Source organism: Chitinophagales bacterium (assembly GCA_041392475.1).
In the GTDB taxonomy this organism is placed as follows: Bacteria; Bacteroidota; Bacteroidia; order Chitinophagales; family UBA2359; genus JAUHXA01.
The window spans coordinates 600911-622752 of record JAWKLZ010000002.1 but is presented as its reverse complement, the minus strand read 5'-3'; the positions used below and the strand labels follow the sequence as shown (position 1 = coordinate 622752).

General features: G+C 40.0%; 17 protein-coding genes and 1 tRNA gene. 5 read left to right on the top strand and 13 right to left on the bottom strand.

Annotated elements, in window-relative coordinates; translation table 11 throughout:
* Positions 1 to 22: 22 nt before the first annotated feature.
* The 9 genes from R3E32_15945 to R3E32_15905 form a co-directional block, all read right to left on the bottom strand.
* Positions 23 to 1030 carry a hypothetical protein gene (locus tag R3E32_15945; GenBank protein MEZ4886227.1) on the bottom strand — a complete coding sequence of 336 codons (1008 nt, stop codon included), beginning with the start codon at positions 1028 to 1030 and terminating at the stop codon, positions 23 to 25.
* 262 nt (positions 1031 to 1292) lie between these two features.
* Positions 1293 to 2093 carry a hypothetical protein gene (locus R3E32_15940; GenBank protein ID MEZ4886226.1) on the bottom strand — a complete coding sequence of 267 codons (801 nt, stop codon included), beginning with the start codon at positions 2091 to 2093 and terminating at the stop codon, positions 1293 to 1295.
* An 81-nt stretch (positions 2094 to 2174) separates the two neighbouring features.
* Positions 2175 to 2465: a TIGR03643 family protein gene (locus tag R3E32_15935; protein ID MEZ4886225.1), complete on the bottom strand. Its 291-nt coding sequence runs from the start codon at positions 2463 to 2465 to the stop codon at positions 2175 to 2177.
* Complete coding sequence (locus R3E32_15930; protein MEZ4886224.1) at positions 2462 to 2692, bottom strand: hypothetical protein; 231 nt, start codon at positions 2690 to 2692, stop codon at positions 2462 to 2464. The genes R3E32_15935 and R3E32_15930 overlap by 4 nt, the downstream gene beginning before the upstream one ends.
* Before the next feature lie 160 nt (positions 2693 to 2852).
* Complete coding sequence (locus tag R3E32_15925; protein MEZ4886223.1) at positions 2853 to 3674, bottom strand: hypothetical protein; 822 nt, start codon at positions 3672 to 3674, stop codon at positions 2853 to 2855.
* Between the two features lie 365 nt (positions 3675 to 4039).
* The gene (locus R3E32_15920; protein ID MEZ4886222.1) at positions 4040 to 4687 is read right to left on the bottom strand and encodes a hypothetical protein; all 648 of its coding nucleotides are present in this window, start codon (positions 4685 to 4687) and stop codon (positions 4040 to 4042) included.
* A 44-nt stretch (positions 4688 to 4731) separates the two neighbouring features.
* The gene (locus R3E32_15915) at positions 4732 to 5079 is read right to left on the bottom strand and encodes a hypothetical protein (protein ID MEZ4886221.1); all 348 of its coding nucleotides are present in this window, start codon (positions 5077 to 5079) and stop codon (positions 4732 to 4734) included.
* Positions 5080 to 5233: 154 nt separating this feature from the next.
* A complete protein-coding gene (locus R3E32_15910) occupies positions 5234 to 7783 on the bottom strand; it encodes a penicillin acylase family protein (GenBank protein ID MEZ4886220.1) in 2550 nt (849 codons plus the stop codon).
* A gap of 305 nt (positions 7784 to 8088) precedes the next feature.
* Positions 8089 to 8826: a formylglycine-generating enzyme family protein gene (locus R3E32_15905; GenBank protein MEZ4886219.1), complete on the bottom strand. Its 738-nt coding sequence runs from the start codon at positions 8824 to 8826 to the stop codon at positions 8089 to 8091.
* Positions 8827 to 8941: 115 nt separating this feature from the next.
* Here R3E32_15905 and R3E32_15900 point away from each other — a divergent pair, with 115 nt between their 5' ends.
* Complete coding sequence (locus R3E32_15900) at positions 8942 to 11296, top strand: COR domain-containing protein (GenBank protein ID MEZ4886218.1); 2355 nt, start codon at positions 8942 to 8944, stop codon at positions 11294 to 11296.
* A gap of 460 nt (positions 11297 to 11756) precedes the next feature.
* On the opposite strand, the gene R3E32_15895 is transcribed toward R3E32_15900, so the two are convergent.
* Positions 11757 to 11829: transfer RNA gene (locus tag R3E32_15895), tRNA-Gln, on the bottom strand.
* Between the two features lie 253 nt (positions 11830 to 12082).
* Positions 12083 to 13177 (bottom strand): YCF48-related protein, encoded by a 1095-nt coding sequence (locus R3E32_15890; GenBank protein MEZ4886217.1) that lies wholly within the window; start codon positions 13175 to 13177, stop codon positions 12083 to 12085.
* A gap of 79 nt (positions 13178 to 13256) precedes the next feature.
* On the opposite strand from R3E32_15890, the gene R3E32_15885 reads away from it, so the two are divergent.
* The gene (locus R3E32_15885) at positions 13257 to 13703 is read left to right on the top strand and encodes a GNAT family N-acetyltransferase (GenBank protein ID MEZ4886216.1); all 447 of its coding nucleotides are present in this window, start codon (positions 13257 to 13259) and stop codon (positions 13701 to 13703) included.
* On the opposite strand, the gene R3E32_15880 is transcribed toward R3E32_15885, so the two are convergent.
* Together R3E32_15880 and R3E32_15875 are read right to left on the bottom strand one after the other, a co-directional pair.
* Positions 13700 to 14368, bottom strand: a complete 669-nt coding sequence (locus tag R3E32_15880; GenBank protein MEZ4886215.1) for a hypothetical protein — start codon at positions 14366 to 14368, stop codon at positions 13700 to 13702. The two genes, R3E32_15885 and R3E32_15880, sit on opposite strands and share 4 nt — an antisense overlap.
* Positions 14369 to 14427: 59 nt before the next feature.
* Positions 14428 to 15528 (bottom strand): hypothetical protein, encoded by a 1101-nt coding sequence (locus tag R3E32_15875; GenBank protein ID MEZ4886214.1) that lies wholly within the window; start codon positions 15526 to 15528, stop codon positions 14428 to 14430.
* Between the two features lie 318 nt (positions 15529 to 15846).
* Here R3E32_15875 and R3E32_15870 point away from each other — a divergent pair, with 318 nt between their 5' ends.
* From R3E32_15870 to R3E32_15860, 3 genes are all read left to right on the top strand, one after another.
* Positions 15847 to 18684 carry a CHAT domain-containing tetratricopeptide repeat protein gene (locus R3E32_15870; protein MEZ4886213.1) on the top strand — a complete coding sequence of 946 codons (2838 nt, stop codon included), beginning with the start codon at positions 15847 to 15849 and terminating at the stop codon, positions 18682 to 18684.
* Between the two features lie 324 nt (positions 18685 to 19008).
* On the top strand, positions 19009 to 19476 hold the full coding sequence (locus tag R3E32_15865) for a hypothetical protein (GenBank protein ID MEZ4886212.1): 468 nt from the start codon (positions 19009 to 19011) through the stop codon (positions 19474 to 19476).
* A gap of 522 nt (positions 19477 to 19998) precedes the next feature.
* Positions 19999 to 21789, top strand: coding sequence for an ABC transporter ATP-binding protein (locus tag R3E32_15860; GenBank protein MEZ4886211.1), 1791 nt, complete (start codon positions 19999 to 20001; stop codon positions 21787 to 21789).
* Positions 21790 to 21842 lie beyond the last annotated feature (53 nt).

The following is a 21842-nucleotide window of genomic DNA, read 5'->3' as shown; positions in this document are numbered from 1 at the left end:
TGAGATTGAATTTGAAGCTTTTTTAACCTCCAATCACCTTGATAATCACTACCAAAACGACACTGACGACCAAGCCTGTAAAGACTTTGAACAAATCTCGGCCTATATCGCTTGCGATTGCTCGGCTTAATTTTCTTTCGAGTTGAAAACGAATTGCAATCTCCCGACCTGCCAACAAACCGATAAATACCCAAGTTGTACTCATGGGGATTTTGCTCCAATCCTTGAAAATCATCAAAACAATGCCATAAATGAGGTCTACAAAAGTGGCAGAGCGGATATCGGTTGTATTGGTTTTGGCTTTCACAATCTTCTGAACTGCACCACCTTTGCTGTAAAAAATATACCCCAACAATCCGAGAATGGCAATCAATGACAATGCAAAAGCTCCAGCACTTAAATTGCCGCCTCCTAAAAGATAGATGTAGATATTGGCGAGATCTTGAGTAAGCCATTGCCACCACAAAAAGCCTGTAGAGCACCATTGAGCAACTACCCAATAGTTTCGATTTTTTTCTTTGATAGGGTTCTCTAAAAATCGCTTTTCTAATATATTGGTGGTCATCATATAAATGGCTATTGCAGCCCCGAATGCAACTACATAACCCAACAATGATTTCATAATCATTTTTCCCAATACCGCTTTTGTATCGAATACACTTGTGAGAATAGCTCCCACATCGCCTTCAATATCATTCATAGAGAACAAAGTAAGAATCAGGAAAGTAGTGCTGACGGGTATGCCAAATCGGGTGATGATGAGCAGTACCATAGGGGGGAGTAAATACCACCATTCTAGTGTTGTGGGGATGTCAATTTTACTCAAACGTCCGTAAGCTATATCATTGTTTAGCCATCCGTTAATCAAGACAACTGACAGGATTAACCCTGCATAAGCCCAGAGTACATACCATTTTTGTTTTTCGTTGGAACTTAGAAATGTACCCAAAGTTTGAATAACATCATTTCCGACTACTGAGTAAGCTGCCATCAGAAAACCTACCCACATAATTACTAAAGACAAATCCATACTATCCTATTATTGAATGTTAGATCGCATAAAAGCAAAGACTAAAGGATATAATCTAAGGCGTGAAGATAAAGAAATATTAACCAATTATGAGTAGTTGGTTAAATTTTAGCGGCTAATCATTTCCTGTTTATGCGCTTGCAAAACAAAGGTAAATGAATGGTATAGCGGAAAGGTTAAGTTAATGTTATCTAATGGTTAAGAACAGGTAGAAATCCATTGGTACTTGTAGGCTTTGAAAGAAAGAAGTAAGCTGTAAGACTCATTTATTAACCGTTCCTGAACCTCCGCATCTGCTGCAAGTTGACTGCCCACCCGAACACGAATAACAAGCAACCCATTCGGTGCGGTAAATAGGATTGTTATTCCAGTCATAATCCACTCGTGACTCCGAACGTCCTCCGCTTCCTCCACAGGATGAACAGGTTGTGCGCCCTGAACCATAGCAAGAGGGACATTGGCGGTAATTTTGTGGATCTAAATCATGTACTTTTCGATTGGGGTTGATGGGGTTTTGGGTGAGTGAAACCTTTGAAAACGGATTGGGTTTTGAGGCAGGTTTTGCCAATTTGAAAGCATACACTTTTCGAACAGTGTTGCCTGTTCCGTGAACACCTCCTTGCGCTCCATTTTTTTTGTAGTAATCCAGAATTGCATGAGCAGTCGAAGAAGCTGTTACCGTACGATAAATCCACATGCCACCTTCTTCTTTTACCTTGTGTTTGACAAACAATTGCGAATCAATATCTTCGTCATTTGTGATGCCCACATACCACTCCGACCATTCTCCTTTGTATTTCCATAGATACGCATTGATAGCATGAGTAATGATAAACATTTCTAAACTCGCAATGGCATTAGCCGTCATTTTATGGTAATGTGTCGTATAAACTGTGGTAAGATCTGCTGCCGCTTCTTCGTTTATTTTTCCATCCTTAAATTTGGCAATCTTGTACAAAATCAGTACATCTTTCTCTTCAATTTTGCCATTGTAATCAATTTTATCTTGAGCAGTTTGAATAATTCCATTCAAAAACAAAGTGTAATCTTCAATACTTGGCATGAGCGTCTTGGATTTTGGTACTTTACTAAAATAACCATTTTTCCAAAATTTTCCAAACCAATTGAGTTATTGCAGTGATTCTTACCGCTTGCTGATTTTATTCAGACTAATTGCTCGCTGCCGACTACACTTATGACGACCTACTTCAAAACCTCTCTTTTGTCTGTGCTTCGTACTTCTGCCCTGCACCCGTTTGCGCCACATCTTCCAACTGCTCAGTTTCATTTCTTGGCGCATGAGTTGAATCACATCCTGTTCAGGTACACCAAACTGTGCTTCAATTGCATCGAAGGGAGTGCGGTCTTCCCATGCCATTTCGATGATGCGGTCAATGGCTCGTTCGTCTAAATCGTATTTTTTGGAGATGTTCATTGGAGTATTTTGCAGTGAAGAACAAGGCATAGGGGATATTGTTCTCTGCGAGGAGCATCTTGAACACCTGTAAACTCCAAATCAATTTTTGTATCATATACAGACCTAATTAAGAAAGTTTTACCTACTCTCCTGCGTCCTGTAATGGCAATCATTTCGGATTCATCCGACACCAAAGCTGTTTCTAAAATCGTTTGTTCTGTTTCTCTGCCAATTAACTTTTTCATTCGTATATTTCTTGATAGCTCGCTAAATATCCTAAAATTATATAGATTTAGCGAGCTATCAAAATGTTTCTGATTATTGTAAATACGCTTCTCCCCTTATAGAAGAATTTATGCGGTTGTTTTTCTATCAGCGATTTGCCAAAAGTGGCTTCAATTTTCATCACCTATTTTTCTTACTACTCAAAGTCGCTCCAAATACAATATTCAACTGCGAAAAAAAGAAATGCTGATGCGCCTCATCTAATTCCGAACTCGTTGTTCTAATGTCCGGTAAGTTAATGTATCCTCCCTTCAATTCTGACTGAACAAAGAAAGTACGCCCAAAAGCCACATTCACTCCCGCCAAAGCACTGAAGCCATAACCCGCCAAATGAAACTCATCGTATCGTTCACTATTCCAGAGAGTTACATTTGTTTTAGGCAATAAAACGCCCATTCCCAAACCTCTGACAAACCCTATACGAATGTCCTTCGCTTCAAAAATTTGGTCTATTCGTCTCAATTCGGTATTGATATAGTTCAATCCATCTGTATGTTCAAATTTCAGAAAATCAAGACTAATGAGTATTTCTTCGTTGTTATAATTCCCATCATATCCCTTTCCCGTATCGTGGATATTGCCATTTATTTTGACAGTTTGATTGGCTTGTACCACATATTTCATATGGTCTATTCCAAATGTAATGCTGTATTTATCGGTGATAAAGTAGCCTATTCTAAAATTGTATTGAGGAATCGTAGCCGTTGAAGGATTGAAGTAACCCAACTTAAACTGACTTTGGCGATCTTTGGCCACTACTTTTGTTAACACAAAATCGTGGTCATCTCCCTTGAATGCAATATCGGATTTGCCATACCAATCCCAATTCCATCCCCAATAGAAATAAAAATCACCTTTTCGATTTGTCTGATTTATAGTAGTTTGTGAAAAGCAACTATGATTGACAAATAGCAGCAAAAGAAATATTCCTATGTATTTCATTCTATTGTGGTTAGAACAAACATTTATACTAAAGATGTTTGTTCAAGAAAGAGCAAGATTGCAGTCTGCAAGATAACTAAGCGAGGTGAGAATTTACAAAGATGGAAGAAGTCTTTGCTTCAATGTCATTCAATTAATAGGGGCATTTTAGGATTTCGCACGGAATACAAAAGTTTTTTCACTCAGAATACAAAAGTTTTGAAAACTTTTGTATTCTCTCAATTTACATAAGCAGCGGGACAAAAATAGTTTTACAGAAAAGAACCTTCAACTCTTTTGTAATCAAAGTATTGAAGTCTGACTTCTCGCTTCTTTAATCTGTCTTCCTACTTATCAACTAAGCAAGCTATTTTTTGCCAACCACCTTACTTCAATAGATAACCGAGCCTAAAACCCAAAGCAGGATTCGGAATTAGGTGTTTGCCCGTCGAATTGAGCAAAGACAAAACCTGTGAGTCGCCATTGTCTCGGTTCGATTCCTCCATTTTGGTCAATTCCAAGCTCATTGTGTCTTTGTATTTGATACCCAAACCTGCATAAGCATCCACAAAAAAACGCTTGTCGACTTTCACTTTTTGCCAACCATACAAAACCGAAAGCGTACTGATTTGCTTGGTGTATGCATTGTCTTTTTCATAGGTCGGAACGTTGGGAATGTCTATGGTTTCTGTAAATTCGTATTGTTGACTTTTGTAGCGACAACTCACTGCAATGTAGCGATGCGCCTGTTTTTTGAAATATTGCCGCCATTCAATGCCCAATATCCAACCTCGATTGTTTTGCAGTCCATAACCAATCGAATGATACAACAAACCCATTTCTAATGAAATAGCCGTTCTACCCATTCCCCCCACCTCCAAAGATACAATGCCCGCATTGCCACCGAATATATCAATGAGCGGCAAAGGTGCGATTTTAAGTGCGAGTTCGGGTTGGGGTAGTGCTGTGTTTTGCTGCCCAGATAAGGACAGTTGAAGGCTCAATAGTAGTATGAGGCAAGGTAAGTAATTCATGTATTTGAAAATTGAGGTTGAATTTGTGTTTTGAATTTGAGACTTTACCCCTGTTCCAATCCCAACACATTGCCGTCCAAATCATACACGGCTGCAATGACCGCCCCCCACTGTTTTTTAGTGGGTTTCATTTTTTCCCTTGCGCCCATCGTCACCAATTTGTCGAAGGTGTCGTAAATGTCCAATACCTTGAACCAAACGGTTATTGAAGTAGTTGGCACAATCTTTTCGGAGACTTCATCGAAGCCAAAATAGTGGTTTTCGAGCTGATAACCAATGTGATTTCGTTTTTTGTAGGTAGCTTCACCAAGTTCTAAACCTTGTTGATAGAATTGATGGAGGCGAATCATATTGTTGGTGAAAAGAATAACAGTGTTGATTGTTGGTTGCATTATAGCGTAATTTTGAGCAATAAACTATATTTTTTTGCTAAATTATTACAAAATATACTAACAAGCAAATTTCGGAATGGGTAATAGACCTTAAAATGTTAATTTTAAAGAAGCGATTAAATTGCTCAATAGCGGTGGGTTTTGAAACCCGCCGCTATTGAGCAATTTTCAAAACCAACCGCCCACTCTCTTCTCCTTCAATTTCCCCTTTCTCCATCAACACTGTTCGATATTTTCCTGCAATATATAGCTCAATCTGGTCGGCATAAAACGGACTCATTGGATTACCCGATTGACCACTTGGATTGATATTGAAGGTTTTACCACCATCCGCAAAATCCTTGATGAACCGAAGCGCAGGCAAACCCAAAACCTTGTATTTGCCATTTTCCATCAAGACATACTGCATATTGTTGATGGTTTCATTACCGCCCATGACGGGGAAAGGGCCTCGATTGAAGAGGTTGTCGAGCGGTTTCACAGCCCCCAAAGGATGTTCGTAGCTGATTGTGTGGACTTTACCCCATTTCCATTCCGCCACATTGCCGCCCAACTGCGCTTCTAAATCCTGCACGGTTTTGTCAAAAGCATTGGCAACAATCGTTTTTCGGTCTTCGATGAGTTCTTTTGTTGCCACATTGTTCCACCAAATCGAAGAATCATTTTGAAGGAAAGGCGGAACCGTTCGGCGCATCAAAAAAGTATTGGCAATGACCCGATAATCTTTCTGCCCCAACTCGTCTTCAAAGGCTGCCTTCAAGGTATAAATCAACCATTTGTAGTAAATCGTAGGTGCAACTGCTTCCACCGAATGATTTCCATCCCAAGAACTAACTGTATCCATGACCTGTTCGTGCAAGTCCGACTTTGAAGCAACAGGCTGATCTGCAATCACATCCAAAAGTATTTGCACATTTTGCACATCCACCGTTGAAGTGACATCATTTTGCATGGCTTGTATTTTTTCGACAGTCCATTTGTCGTCTTTTCGGAGCAGTTCTACAATGCGTTTGGCACGATCCTCTGGCACATAATAGCCTGCATACAATTCTCCCTTGACGCTATCTGGTTGATTGTTGGCAGAATACACAAAACCCGAAGGGGGATTGATACTGTGCGGATTGTCTTCAAAATCGTAGTAGCCCAAAATTTCATCTTCACCACTTGCGCCATTCAAAATCATTTTGGGGTGAACATGGTCGGGTCGTTTCGGCAATTTTGCAGCCGCCCACCATGCAATGTTTCCCGCCTCATCGCCATACATCACATTCAGCCCTGGAGCTTCAATCATTGCCACGCCTTTTTCAAATGCTTCCATATTTTGACTGTGATTCATCTGATACCCTGCCTCCAATATGTTGGTGCTGATTTGGTTGAACAACCACCACATCGCAATCGGTTCTTTCTCTTTGTTCCCCACATTGTCGAGCGCATCGTTTACAATCGGTCCATGCCGAGAAGTCCGCACTTCAAAGCTAATGTCCTCACCGTCTTTCACTTTGATGACTTCCTGCCGCACCGTCAAATCTTCCCAATGGTCTTTGAACCACACTTGATTCGGATTGTCGGGATTGACTTTTTCTCGGTAAAAATCAATGTCGTCGTTCTCAAACATGGTCAAACCCCAAGCTACTTTTCGGTTGTGTCCCACCAAAGCGAAGGGCGAACAAGCGAGGTGCGTGCCGTACAAACTGAAATTGGGAACTTCAATGTGGGCTTCAAACCAAGTCGCAGGCATCGAGTTGCGGATGTGTGTGTCGTTTGCCAAAATCACCTTGCCCGATGCGGTTTTGCTGCCCGACACGACCCAGGCATTGCTGCCGATGAAGGGCGCAACGGGTAGGTTTTCCAAGATTTCATAAACCGAATGGGCGATGGAAGTAGCGGTATTTTTTGGAGAAGCATGGAAAGCTGAGGTTTGTATAGAATCCGTATTGGCTTCTGAATTGGGGATGTGGACAGGGATCGTTTGGTCTTTGGGATTCCAATCCAATATCCAATCTTTGAGGTATTCGTCGCCCAATTCGTTTTTGATTTTGGTCACAATAGGGTCGACTTTCTGCGCTTGTGCAAACCCAAACGCCATGTAACCCGATACGTGATAGACGTTTTCGAGGGTGAAAGAGTCTTTGGGAAGCTGCAATAGGTGAAATTCGGGTGGCAGTTGTCCTTCAAAAAGATACTGATTCACCCCATCCAAATACGCCAAAGTTGCGGTTTGATAGGCTTGATTGCTGCCGTCAAAATGCGCTGCTACCCATTCGGTTGCCTTCTCCGCCAAGCCCAAAGTGCGAAACATTCGGTCGGCTTCAATGGTCACTTTTCCAAACATTTCGGATAGTCGCCCTGTGGCTGCTCGCCGCATCAATTCCATCTGAAAGAGTCGGTCTTTGGCGTGTGCATAACCCAATGCTCGGTAGGCATCTGCTTCGTTTTGAGCGTAAATGTGCGGTACGCCGTGTTGGTCGTAAATGACTTCAACTTCTTCTTGTAGGTTCTTCAGGGGGATTGTGCCTGAATAAGTGGGCTGTATGTAATAATAGGCGGATGCTCCGCTGATGCCCAATAGGACGAGTAGGACGGTGAGTATTTTGACGGTGGTTTTCATATTGAAGTAGGTGTTTGTTTTTGGTAGGGGGAAGATAGGGAAAATTTGCCGCTCTACTGTTGCCAAAATTGGAAATTGTACCGACTTTTTCGGCATGTCCCATTGGCAAAGTTTTAGGCTTTAACTGTTGCCAAGGTCTCCGACCGTTGACAAAGTTTATTCTTAGAGAGATTGCGTAGCCCCCATTCTTAGCCCATGAATTAATTCATGGGCTAAGAGTAGTATGGATGGAGCTAAAAAAATTTTCCTCGCAGAGCGAGGAAGTCTGCCGCACTCGACAAAACACCCTTTCCGATGCTTTTGCTTTGCTCGCTATTGGCTGCTAGCGCTTGCCAATGCTCACAAGCAACGCTCGAAAAGGGAATCAGCTCAAAAATAGAAGAAGCCAAGAGGGGCTGCCTTTAGAACTGTGGCAACGCAAGACGCAAGCCGATAATGCTGTCGTCGCCGAACAGGTAGTAGCTGAGGCGAAAAGCGACACGGCAAAGGTCGGAAAGGTCGGGCCACGAACCGCCACGAACCACACGCTCATCATCATCCGATTTTTCTACCCAAGCGCTCCCATCATCGGGTGCATCGTCATAATTACCATGCCAATGGTCTTCACAATATTCCCACACATTCCCACTCATATCGTACAAGCCCAATTGATTCGGCTGCTTCAAGCCAACAGGCTTCGTTTCTCGGTGACTATTCTCACCATACCAAGCTACTTTCTTGAGTTCATTTTCATTCCCTCCCGCATATTCATAGTTGTCTTCCCAATGAATCCCTCCACGGGCTGCGTACTCCCATTCCGCCTCACTCGGCAGCCGAAAGTTTTTACCGCTCAGTTTGTTCAATGCCTCAATAAAAATTTTGCAGTCCTCCCAAGTCACCCTTTCCACAGGGCGGTTTTTGCCTTTGAACCAAGAAGGATTTTTATCCATCACAAATTCATACAGCGATTGAATCACAGGGAATTTGCCTATCCAAAAGGTCGGAACACTTACTTCACGTACAGGTTGTTCATCCTTATTTTTTGTGCTGCCCCTTTTATACATTCCCCCTTGCACTTCGACCATTTCAAAGGAGAAGGTTTCGCCAGTGGGTTTTTGAAGTTCGATGATTTGGATATTTGCAGTGGTATTTTTGGACATTTCGGCTGTTTTTGGACTTGAAGCTACAAAAAAAAACATTTTATCCGTAGAAAGTGTGCTATGATTGAAGAAAAAAATATATTTTTAGGGATTAAAACTTCAAACAGCCATTCTTATGCAAATCATCCCTTCTGAAAAACAACTGTACCGAAACCAAAAAAACCTCACCGACAAAGACCTCCCTGCAATATGGGAAACGGTTCGCAGCCAAGCACTTCAATATGTCGACCTTAGCTACAACCAATCTACCATCGAACATTTGGTCGTTCCCAAGGATTTGCCGCACTTGAAGTACCTCTACCTCTACGACAGCAAGATCCAAAAAATCACCTTTGATGGCGACCTGCCCGATTTGGAGGTTTTGCATTTGGGCAAAAACCAATTGCAGGCATTCAAACTTCCTGATGGCTTTGCACAATTGGAGCATTTGCGGCTCGATGAAAACCAATTGGAGGAGTTCGAGTTGAAGAACCTATCGGGACTGGACAATATGCAGTCGCTGTTTTTGAAGGGAAACGACCTTTCAAAGTCCAGTATTACCAAAGAAAATTGGGACAAGGATGGAAATTGTTGGCAGTCGGTACAGGCCTACTTGCAGGCAGCACAATCGGGTGTCATCATCAACAACGAGGCGAAGGTCGTTTGGTTTGGCAATGGAGAGGCAGGCAAAACCACCCTTTCCCACCAATTGCGGAAAGGAGTTTTCAAAAATTTCGACCGCACCCACGGCATCAAAATCGAGGATTGGACCATTCCATTCGAGCGATTGCCACAAGCATTGAAGAATAGAATGACCGCTTCTTTGGCAGAAGCCAAAGCCCAAAACTCTAATACGCCACTCCAACTTCCCGAAAACGTGGTATTGAAACTTTGGGATTTTGGCGGACAGGAATACTACCATGCTACCCACCGTTTGTTTCTGAACAGCAATGTCTTGTACCTCTTGGTGTGGAACCAAGACACCGACCGACAAGAAGAAAACCTCGACCCTTCTAAGAGCCTCTATCCCCGCAGCTATTGGCGACACAACATTCAGTATTACACAAATACGGTGGAAGATGTGGATAAAAAAGAGAACGAGGAGGCAAAACCCAAATATGGTATTCTCGAAATCCAAAACAAAGCCGACAAACAAGCCTCTACGAACGAAGAAAAGTTGCAGTTTTCGGTCGCTTTGCGTAAGGAAAATGACAAACGCAGCATCAAACGTTATGAGTTCGATGTAGAAGAACTGGAGGAGGCCATCATTTCACAACTGCACCGCTTGAGCTACTTGGGAAAGACTTTCCCCGAAGTCTATGACCACATCCGACAAGCCCTCCGAAACCATGAGGGACATTTTCTCACCTTTGACGACTATGCGGCTTTTTGTCGAGCCAACGATACGACACAGGACAAGGAAAACCTGATGTTAGACAAGGCACAAATCCAAACCTTGACCGAGTTTCTACACGATACGGGCGCTTTGATTTGTTACCGCTACCAAACCAACTGCCCCAAACTGCTCAAAGACTATGTGTTCATACGCCCGCAATGGGTGACGGATATGATTTACCAGATTCTCGACAAAGAACTCATTGACAAAAAAGAAAATCCAGGGGAGTTTGGCTTTGAGCATGTAGCACAAGTGACCCAAAACAGTGGTTTGTCTGCTGAGGCTTGGGTGGTATTGATGAAGCAGTTTCAGTTGATTTTTGAAATCACCCGCAAGCAAAAAAAATGCTTCATTGCGCCACAGTACCTACCTACGCAGTGTCCCGATCCTGATAAGATGGAAATGGCGTTTTATGTGCCTCCCACACATACTTTCAGTTTGCGTTTTCCTAATTTTTTACCCAAAAGCCATTTTTTGCAGTTCATTGCCCATTTTGGTCCTCACAATGTGAGTTATCTGTATTGGAAAAATGGGTTGATATTCGCCAAAAACAACATTCTCATTTTTGCCCAATGCAACTACACTGACCGAAAAATCACCCTTTCGACCACACAAGGCCCACACTTTCAACAGACAATGATAGAGATTTACCAGTGGTTTGTGGACAATAAAAAAATCAACAAAAACACGGAAATATCGGTGGATGGGGAAAATTTTGTACCGATTGAAGTGGTGAAGGAAAATCAAAGTGACCAAATTCCAGTATTTCGACATGGTAACTGCAAATTCCAAATATCCGATTTGTGGTTTATTGCGGGAAAACATGGGATGGGACCAGAAGAGATGCCTGATAGGGATTTTATTCAAGACTTGATTGCCAATGATAAAATCAGCAAAGCGATTAAGGTACTGATGGAAATGGTCAATCCAACCGAACAAAAGGATTTGTACAATGGATTGATTTTGTTGTCTGCCAATCAAAAATACAATGAAACGAAAAAACGCAGTGACCTTATCAGCAATGCTAACTACAAATTAGAAAAGAACACAATTATCGATGCCTTAATGAAGTATTTGGATGAATATTTTGCCTGATAAGGATTGCCAATAAAATTTTGAAGTTTATTCCTAATCTGGCAGAGCCAGTACCCTACTGAAATATAACACAGGTCTTTTAGCTGTTCTTTTGCCTTGACGCAAAAGAACCAAAAAGTCAAGCCTGAATTTCTTGCTTTACGCTCCAAAAGTACTAAAATCCTAAACAAAAAAAACTCGCTTGCGCTCAAACACTTTTTTGTTCTTAACGGATTTTAGTACTTTTTCCACTACAAGAAATAAGGGCAATCCAAATGTTCAAAATATATTGTGGCCCAATTGATTGAAGTATTTTTTTAAATTACGTTTTGCCAATGGAACATTCCGATTTGTCGGAAAAAAGCGCAAGACTTCAGTTTTTACTGACTAAAGATTTTGAGGTTGCTCAGTAATAAAAACTAACCTACACACATAAAAAAAGCGGCATTGATTTTGAAATCAATGCCGCTTTTTGAATTTGTTGGCTTACTAGGGCTCGAACCTAGACTCTTCTGGACCAAAACCAGACGTGTTGCCAGTTACACCATAAGCCAATAACCAGCTTTTTTGTAAAGCGATGCAAATTTACAAACATTGTCTATTTTATGCAATAGATTGGCGTTTTTTTTTGTCTTCGTAAAAAAACACCTGCTTGTACCGTACTTTAGACAACCAAAGAACCCAAAAAAAAGTTCAAACGACTGCAAAAATTATTTATGGAAACGCCAATAAAATAAGTTGAACACTTTGAATTTCTGATATACTGAGAGTCAAGCTATTTTTTTATTTTCATTTTCATTTTCATTTTTATTTATTCCCCAGTTCCATTCTCGCCATTTTTCCGCCTCGCCCTACTGCCCAAGCCGTTTTTGAGGCCATGCCACAACTGAAATATCCTTCCGTTCCGATGGCAGTCCATGATTTGCCGCCATCCACAGAAAAGTCTGAACCTGTGCGCCCTACGGCAATCAAAAATTGTTCGGTCGCATGACTCGCTACACAAGAACGGTAGCCATTCGGCTGATTTGTAGCTACCAACTCCCAAGTTTTGCCGCCATCAGCTGTGAGCGCACAGTTGCGGACGGTGTTGGTTGAATCCATGTATGCCCCGCCAACGACTACCCCATTTTGGGCATCCGACATCACCATCGAAAAAATCCCCTTTCCTTCTGCACTGATGATAGGTGTGTCAAAAACCTCCCAATTTTCGCCCGAATTTGGCGAATAAAAAATTCTTGCCCGTTCACCGCCACCTGTTGCAATCCAAACTTTTTTGTTCCGAAAAATGATGCCCGTTCCGCTTGCCGCATAGCCCGCTTCTCCTGCTAAGACCGTGGGTAAATGTGTGGTGTCAATCGGCTGCCAAGTTGTGCCGCCATCGGTTGTTTTGATAAGGAACAACTTCCCTTCAATGGGGTCGCCAAAAGCCATTCCTTCTTGTTCGTCGGCAAAATCGAAACCATCCAAAAACATCCCTTCTTGCTCATTGAAGTAGGTTTGTTGCCAAGTAGTGCCGCCATCGGTTGTTTGGTAAATGTAGGCATGATACCCTGAACTCAAGACCACAGCTCTATTTTCATCAAAAGCGTGAATATCTCTAAAGTCCAAGCTGTCTGCCCCTTCAATGATATGGGTGCGCCAAGTTGTGCCGCCGTCCACGGTTCGCAGAAAAGTGCCGTTGCTACCACTTGCCCACACGACCTCATCGCTGACCACATACAATCCCCGCAAACTGGAATTTGTGACCGATTTTTGAGCAGTCCATTGCAGTTTGTCCGACTTTGGAGGCTTTTGTGCAGTAGGTTTTGAAGTCTGTCCGCTATTGCAGGCAGTCAATAAAAGTAAGCAAAAGGCAAGATTACCAATAAATTGTAGTCGAAAATAGAAGCAAATAGAGGGCATGGGCATTTTGTTTGAAACAAAATAAGGCAAAAGATTTTAGATTCAAAGCTTTATCTTTGCTCCTTCAAAAAAATAAGCCATGTCAAAACCTGAAATAATCATTAGAAAAGGCTCTATCCTCGAAGCCACAAAGGTAACCCATCAAATTCCTGAATTTGGTCAAACCTATATGACTGCCGAATATGTGAAACGCCTCGAAAGTGCGCCACATTTGATCCTCATTGCCGAAATAGAAGGCGAGATAGTTGGCTTCAAAGTGGGTTATGAGCGTGAATCAGATGGGTCTTTTTATAGTTGGATGGGAGGTGTATTGCCTGCGTATCGCCGAAAAGGAGTAGCGAACCTATTGTCTGCTCGTCAAGAACAATGGGCATTGTTGAAGGGCTATAAGTCTGTTCGTTTCAAAACTCGCAACCAACACAAGGGTATGTTGATGTGTGGAATCAATAGAGGTTTCAAAATCGTAGATTTTGATCCAAGAGATACTTTGGAGCAGCATCGGATTATTTTGGAGAAGCACTTTTAGGATTCTCGAATAATTTTACGAGCATCTTCTTCCGTACAGATGTACAGACGATTGGTAATAGGTTGAGTGCCTATCAGAAGTGTCCAGTAATACAATCCACTTGGAAATTGTTTGGAATCCCTAACCGCTACCTCATATTGGTCGCTGTCTTTGATTACTTCAAATCGTCCAACTGTTTTTCCTTGCGTATTTTTTAGGTGAAGCTCGCTGTTTTGTGGAATTGCTTGGCTAAAAGTAAAATGAATGTTTTGAATATACACCGCATCTTTTTTTGGAGTCAATACTTCAAAAGCTACCATAGCAGCAGCCTTGTAACTCGCAGCCATTCTGCGCTCCAATGCTCCATTCACGGGGCTTTGTTTTTCCAAAACACCCCTGAGGATAGCCTCCAAAGCTCCCTCTAAATTTTCCCAGTCAAAATCTACAACTTTCTGTGGTGAATTTGCTGAAAAGTAAGGATGTGGATGTGCTGCAATCATTTCGGCATCGTACAATTCGTACAATTCTATTATTTGCTTACGACTTTCTTCATTGCTCCAAAAATGCTCTATTAATTCAGAGGGTAATTCGTCCACTTTGGACAAGTGCATTGCGTAGGCATACAAAATATGGCTCTCCATAGTTAATACTCCTTTTTTGTCAAAAATGTTGTTGAAATAATTCATATAGTTGGATGTGTTGTAAATAATAGACGTTTTCGCACGATGAAATTGAAGAAAAAAGATTAGTTTTTTTGATACAATTTATAGACCAACCATTCAAAATAGGCATCCAAAGATGCTTTTTCTTTGCTTGTTAATTGGCTAAATAGTGTTTTTTTGATTTGAGTAATTCTGGACTGGACCCAAATTCTAATGGCATCAGCTAAAATAGGTTTGGATTTGTTTTCTAATGCGGTAATAAATTCCCCCAACAATTGATAGAGTTTGGATTCGGGTAAGTTGGAGTAAATGATACCAAAACAAGATAAAATTTCAACCAATAGAGCATCACTACAATGGGCATAATTCTCTCTTACATCATTTGCTTTCAATAACATTCGGTAGACTACCTTCAATGAAAATTCAAAACGTCCTTGTTTTTGAATGGGAAGTCCTTTTATCATCACTTTCAACCATCTAAGATGCTGATCAACCAACTCTGAATACACTTCATTGTTAGAGATACGGGCAATTTCTTTTTGCGATGTTATCTCAACCTCTTCCATTAATGATTGGGAAGTGTGCTTCTGAAGTTTTCTCAATTCGTCTATCATGCTGTGGTAAATAACCCGATACAAATAAGTGCTGAAAGAAGCATTTTCTTTGAATTGAGTAGCTAATTTTCCACTGGCAATTTTTTTCACCAACGCTTCTCGTATGTTTGCAATCAGGTCTTCTTCTATACCCTTATCCCACTTATTACTTTGAGCAGCTTGTTTATGAACAATGTGACGAATTAAGTTTTGGTACTTCACCACCAATTCTATTGGCTGAATGCGAAGAAGTTCTAAATCAACTGTATTGTTGTCTTGGAGCAATTTCTGGCAATGTAGGCGGGTCATTTCTATCAGCACAGCGACTTGTGGCACTGCCATCTCTAGCTTTTCTACTTCTGCCGACCAATTTTTTCGTAGGTCTTGAAGTAATTTTTGGAACAGTCGTTTTTTAGAAGATTCCTCTAAATGTACTTTTTGTTCCCGACAATACTGGAGAAACACCTTCTTTATCAATGGATACTGTTGTTGCAAGAATGTATCAATGCTTTCCATGGTGGTGTTTACACTCTGTTTTTTGTGAATCATTGAAGAACTGCGTAGTTTATGAACGGCAAAATAGCTTTGCAAGTTTTATGTGATTATTTTCAATTACTTATGTGTTTTTATTTGGGAAAAATTTTGAAACATAAGTGAAACTATAATGCAAAGGTAATGTAATCATTTTTTTTTAATCCTATCACTTCAAACGTCTATTGGAACAATCTTCCATAGAAGTGAAAAAAATTATCCATTTTTCTAGCAAAAAAAACTGCTATTCTGATCAAGGGCAATAACCTTCAATGGTTTTGACTCTTGGAAGATTTTTTTGCTAATTTTACCAAAATCAAAATTTTTTGAAGAAAAATAAAAAGTAGTTATATTGGTTTTCTAAATATTAACTCAAATATGAAGGCTCTAATTAATAATAAGTCCAATGCAAAGTCCCCTAATTATTTTTTAGCAAAAGCCTATTTCCAAAAAGTAGAGGCACTTAATAAGCAAGAAAAACACAAAGAAGCATTGGTTTTGTTAGAAGAAGCAAATACCGCTTTACTTGAAGAAGGGAAAGATAAAGATGTGCTTCGGGCAAGGATTTTGCACTTAATGAGCGATGGTTATCTCAACAAAGATGCGTATCAAAAAGCCATTACTTGCAATCAAGAGGCTTATGACATTCAGATAGAATTGTTGGGCGCAGCCGCAGAAGCGACTTTGGCTTCTCGCCTATTGAGAGGCTTGATTGGGGAGCGATTGGGAGAATACCGCTCGGCATTAGAAGACCTTCTCGAAACATTGGACTTATACAACACTACAGAACATACGGATTCAGAGGAATACGCCATATTACACTATGCCATAGGACGTTGTTATAGTAGAGTAAGGGATTTCTGGAAATCTGTTCTCTATCTTCAAAAGGCAGCGCAAATATTTGAAGGCTTGAAAGAAACTGCTCCCTTATGGCGTCCTATACTTTACAGTGCCATAGGAACGAGTTATTCTCATGCGAAAGACTCCAAACAAGCACTCTATTATTACGAAGAAGCATTGGGTGAATTACTCGAATCTGTCGGTGAGTTGCACCGCTACACTTCAATGGTTTACACCAATATAGGATTGGACCATTACAGAAATAAAAAGTTTTTTGAAGCCATTCCTTACTTGCAAAAAAGTGTAGAAATTTTAGAAAACTTGGGCGAAATCAATTCCCTCCAGCTATTTGACACTTATACCCTAATAGGAGCTAATTACAGCAGTGCAGGAGAATTTACAAAATCCCAATACTACCTGCAAAAAGGATTAGAACTTGGTCATCAAATATATGCCAATCAACCTCCTAAAATTGCTCAAATCCACCTCATGACCGCTTCGATGCATGAGAAAAAGGAAGAATATCTACTCGCTCTAAATGCCTGCCAACAGGGATTAATGGCTTGTATAAGCTCTTTTAACGATGAAAATGTGTACCACTATCCTCCTTTGAAAGACATACACACCGATGATTTGTGCATCCCTTTATTGAGCCGTAAGGCGATTATTTTTCAAAAGTACTACCTAAAGCAAAAATCGGAGGTAAAAAATATAAAGGCAGCTCTGGAATGTATTGACTTAGTGAGCCAAGCAGTTGAACAAGTACATTATCATACAGATCAATCTAAATTATCTGTGAAGGGTTATTATGCAGATATTTATGAAGCGAGTTTGAACATAAGATACCTTGCTTGGGAAAAACTCAATGACCCAAATGCGCTTGAAACAGCCTTTTCTGCTGCCGAAAAAGCCAAAGCTGCCCTGCTGCTTTCGGCAATGAAGGACGAAACAGCGAAATTAAAATCTCCAATTCCAAGTGCCTTGTTGGAGCAAAAACAAGGACTGATGCTTAAGTTGACTCAATTAGACAAAAAGCTACAAGCACAAAGAACACAAGAAGGAAGTGCTGCTTCAAAAGAGTCCAAGATACAAACCTTACAAGCCGAACTTTTGGGCTATCATCGGCAATACGACGAATTGATGGAACAATTGGCCAAAGATTACCCCGATTATTACCAACTCAAATACCACAATCAAACTGCTTCTATTGCTCAAATCCAAGGTTTACTTCAATCGCAGGAATTATTGATTCACTATAGCCTTCACGAAGAGACCCTTTTTATTTTTGCCATCAGCAGTAGCAGCGTTTCCTTCAAAAAAATTGCTCGTTCCAAAAAGTTAGAGCATAATATTGAAGCCTTTGAAAAAACGATGTTTTTGGGCGACTTGGAAGAATATGGACAGCTTGCAGGAGAACTGTACGAAGAATTACTGACTCCTGTTGAAGCAGAATTGAAGGGTAAAAACAAGTTGTTGATTATTCCTGATGGAGTTTTACAAAGGTTGCCTTTTGATGCTTTGATTTCTCCATTTAAGACTTCAATAGAAACTTTTTCAGAACTACCTTACCTTATCAAAAACTTTGCTATTCAGTACCATTATTCGGCGACCTTGCTTTGGTATGCCCATCAGAAAAGTAATAGTATCAGCAATAAGTCAAAGGATAATTTTCTAGGGTTGGCTCCCATCAAATTTGGATATTCGGACTTTACAAACTGCGGTTATATGCTGAAAAGTGGAAAAAACGGAAAGAAAGACCGCAAATTGATCTTGAAGTCGGGAGAGAATAATCAAGATGCTTTGATGGATTTGGAAGAAACCGAAACAGAGGTCAAAACGGTTTATGAACTTTTTGAAACACAAGAGAAAGAGGCGATGGCTCTCTTTTATGATATGGCTTCCAAAGAGAATCTCTTGAAGCACATTGAAGGGTACAAATACATTTTGCTTTCTACTCATGGTTTTTCTGATACTGAACATTCGGCTTTGTCGGGATTGAATTTATATACTGATAACAAATTGGATGATATTAGCTCAGAGGAAGCCAAACTGTATATTTCAGACATTATGAACCTCCAACTTTCTGCTGACTTTGTGGTGTTGAGCAGTTGTGAGAGTGGAGTAGGTAAATTGCAGCAAGGAGAAGGCATGATGGCACTACATAGAGCATTTTTGTATGCTGGTGTTCAGAATATTGTGTATTCATTGTTCAAGGTTCGCCAGGATTCTACGAGCCTGTTGGTGCAAGCAATGTTTCGTCATATTTTGGGGGGAGATTCTTATTCTACTGCACTCCGCAAGGCAAAGTTGCAATTGATCGAAGACGAGGTAATGGAGCCGATTGATTGGGCGGGTTTTGCGTTGATTGGGGTTTAGTATTTAGGTTCATCAAAGACTTCAGGGATAAGAAACTTTTGAAGTTTATCTTAAATATATAAGAAATTTAAAAATCAGTACTTTGTTAAAATAAAACTTCAAAAATCTTAGTTCTTCAACTAAAAACATATAAAAGCCAGTATTTATTTTTTTCTCAGTATTTTATTCTATGCGTTTTCAACTATTTAAAAGTAGTTGATTTTTTTCAAAATTTTTCTTCAATTCGATTCTCACAAAACGTCTATTGGGGGGAAAGGCTCATAAAGCCAAATATTTCATCAAAAATTAGCCAATCATTTTTTAAGTTTTAAACATTAGTATTAGATGACACCTCAAGAAAGACAAAGTACATTCAATGCCATAGATACAAATGAAGATGGGAGGATTGGTTTTTTAGAATGGTACAAATACTTCAAGAAATTGGTAAAGGAAACCAATATGACCAAAGTTCAGTTGAATATGATTTTCCAAGTCTATGTATCGGACTCTTCTCCTGAGATTACTTTCGAGGATTATAACTCTTTTATGGATGACATTTTTAGCCTTACTGTTTCTACCGTTTCATCAGAAGGAAGAAAAAAATCTTTTCAAATGATTGATGTAGAAGGAAATGGAGTGATTAATTTTATAGAATGGTACAGGCATTTTAAGCGTTTACTGATAGAAACAGGTATCACGGTAAATGAATTAAGGACGATGTTTAGTACCTATGATGAAAAAGGAATATCTGGTGGACTTAATTTTGAAAAGTATAGTTCTTTTATGAACGATGTTTTTGGGACTATCAAATAAATAATGGTTTGGATACTTTTGCTGAATATGGAGGTGATGAGCCATATTGTTTTGATTATCATGTAGTTGCGAAAATTAATTTCATTTTTCAATATATTGGCTATCAATGCATTAGAAAAAAACGTGAGCTTTTGATGAAAGTAAAGACTCATATAATTGCTACGCAAGTTAAGGAAATGACACCTTGCAGTAAGTGGCCGTACCGCTAAAGAAAAAAGAGGTTTTCACAAGCAATAGAATAGATTAGTCTAATGGAATCAAAGGTGTGAATAGGTTTTCGGTCTATTCACACCTTTTTTGTTTTTTAGTGGGTGTTTTCTTGGGCTTTGTTCCGTTTTCCTGTGTTTTTTTGCCGTTTTTTACGACATTTGAGATAGAATAGTGAGGGTAATCTAATTTAATATTCAATACATTTTCTTGAAGACTTTAAAACCAGAATTGAAATTAGATGTTTGTATTTACATACTGTATTAAATAACTCTCAGAGACTTTAACCGGCACATAGAATTCTATCAAAAATACATGAAAAACCTTTTACATCTCAACAAGTACCTTTTTAAATACCGATGGCGACTGCTGCTCGGTATTTTGTTTGTGGCACTCTCCAATGTATTCGGAGTATTGCCACCGCAAGTCATTCGCCATGCTTTCAATTTGGTGAAAGAGAACATTGAATACTATCAGTTGTACAATGGCTTCGAATTGCAGTCTTCGTTTTACCGTGTATTCAGCAGTGCGGTGATATTTTTCGCTTTAGCAGTATTGTTATTGGCGGTGATGAAAGGCATTTTTATGTTTTTTATGCGTCAGACGATGATTGTGATGTCGAGGTTGATAGAATATGATTTCCGCAATGAAATCTATGAACACTACCAAAAACTGACCACTGCTTTCTACAAGCGTCACCGAACAGGAGATATGATGTCACGCATTACAGAAGATGTCAATCGGGTACGAATGTATTTGGGACCTGCCCTGATGTACAGTGTCAATTTGACGGTGTTGATTGTGATTGTTGTTGGAACGATGTTGCAGGTCAATGTAGAACTGACGCTCTACGCATTGATACCCTTACCGATTTTATCTATTTCGATTTATTATGTGAACAATATTATCAACCGAAGAAGTGAGGAGATTCAACGACAACTTTCTAATCTAACAAGCATTGCACAAGAATCTTATTCAGGTATTCGGGTATTGAAGGCATATACACAGGAGAATGTTACGAATGCCTTTTTTGACAAAGAGAGCGAATACTACAAAGAAAAATCATTGAAGTTGGCACTCGTGCAAGCCCTCTTTTTTCCTTTGATGCTGACGCTGATTGGAGTGAGTGTTATTATTACAATTTACATTGGAGGACAACAGGTTATCAATGGATATTTGACTTCTGGAAACATTGCAGAATTTGTGATTTACATCAATATGTTGACTTGGCCTGTTACTTCAATTGGTTGGGTAGCCTCCATCATACAACGTGCGGAGGCTTCACAAGAACGCATCAATGAATTTTTGAAAGCAGAGCCAGAAATTACTTCACCAAATGAGGATGCTTTGACATTGAAAGGTGCAGTGAAGTTGGACAATGTGAGTTTTACCTATCCCGATACTGGCATTAAAGCCCTGCAAAACATATCTTTTCAATTGAAGCCTGGAGAAAAAATGGCTTTGATTGGGCGTACAGGTTCGGGTAAAAGTACGATTGCAGAAATACTGGTGCGAAAATACGATGTGAGCGAAGGTCAAGTATTGATGGACGATGTGGATGTACGGGCGTTAAATTTGAGTGCTTTGCGGGCGCAAATTGGTTATGTGCCGCAAGATGTGTTCCTGTTTTCAGATACAATTCGGGACAACATTGCTTTCGGAAAAGAGGAGGCAAGTATGGAAGAAATTCGACAAGCAGTAGAACGTGCAGTCATTTTGAAGGAAATCGACGAGCTTCCCGAAAAATTTTTAACACTAGTTGGAGAGCGTGGAGTAACACTTTCGGGAGGACAAAAACAGCGCATTTCGTTGGCAAGAGCCTTGATCAAAGATCCACAATTGTTGATTTTTGATGATTGTTTGTCTGCCGTAGATGCCAACACAGAGCATGTTATTATCAGTAATCTAAATGAATATTTGAATGACAAGACAGCTATTATCATCACCCATCGCATTTTTTCTTTAATGAACTTCGACAAGATTGTAGTGTTGGAGCATGGACGCATTGTAGAAGAAGGCACACACGAGAGTTTGATGTCAGCTAAGGGCTATTATTTTGATTTGTATGAGAAACAAAGATTGGAAGATAAAAAAATGGCTGTATAAGATTTTTTTTTATGAAATAATCATATAGTTTTGTATTAGTTTAAAAAAACGTC

Coding starts and splice junctions, on each gene's coding strand:
- R3E32_15890 (MEZ4886217.1), bottom strand. CDS start 13,177: ATGCCCTCTATTTGCTTCTATTTTCGACTACAATTTATTGGTAATCTT.
- R3E32_15900 (MEZ4886218.1), top strand. CDS start 8,942: ATGCAAATCATCCCTTCTGAAAAACAACTGTACCGAAACCAAAAAAAC.
- R3E32_15920 (MEZ4886222.1), bottom strand. CDS start 4,687: ATGAATTACTTACCTTGCCTCATACTACTATTGAGCCTTCAACTGTCC.
- R3E32_15940 (MEZ4886226.1), bottom strand. CDS start 2,093: ATGCCAAGTATTGAAGATTACACTTTGTTTTTGAATGGAATTATTCAA.
- R3E32_15905 (MEZ4886219.1), bottom strand. CDS start 8,826: ATGTCCAAAAATACCACTGCAAATATCCAAATCATCGAACTTCAAAAA.
- R3E32_15860 (MEZ4886211.1), top strand. CDS start 19,999: ATGAAAAACCTTTTACATCTCAACAAGTACCTTTTTAAATACCGATGG.
- R3E32_15945 (MEZ4886227.1), bottom strand. CDS start 1,030: ATGGATTTGTCTTTAGTAATTATGTGGGTAGGTTTTCTGATGGCAGCT.
- R3E32_15915 (MEZ4886221.1), bottom strand. CDS start 5,079: ATGCAACCAACAATCAACACTGTTATTCTTTTCACCAACAATATGATT.
- R3E32_15885 (MEZ4886216.1), top strand. CDS start 13,257: ATGTCAAAACCTGAAATAATCATTAGAAAAGGCTCTATCCTCGAAGCC.
- R3E32_15925 (MEZ4886223.1), bottom strand. CDS start 3,674: ATGAAATACATAGGAATATTTCTTTTGCTGCTATTTGTCAATCATAGT.
- R3E32_15880 (MEZ4886215.1), bottom strand. CDS start 14,368: ATGAATTATTTCAACAACATTTTTGACAAAAAAGGAGTATTAACTATG.
- R3E32_15865 (MEZ4886212.1), top strand. CDS start 19,009: ATGACACCTCAAGAAAGACAAAGTACATTCAATGCCATAGATACAAAT.
- R3E32_15870 (MEZ4886213.1), top strand. CDS start 15,847: ATGAAGGCTCTAATTAATAATAAGTCCAATGCAAAGTCCCCTAATTAT.
- R3E32_15930 (MEZ4886224.1), bottom strand. CDS start 2,692: ATGAAAAAGTTAATTGGCAGAGAAACAGAACAAACGATTTTAGAAACA.
- R3E32_15935 (MEZ4886225.1), bottom strand. CDS start 2,465: ATGAACATCTCCAAAAAATACGATTTAGACGAACGAGCCATTGACCGC.
- R3E32_15910 (MEZ4886220.1), bottom strand. CDS start 7,783: ATGCCGAAAAAGTCGGTACAATTTCCAATTTTGGCAACAGTAGAGCGG.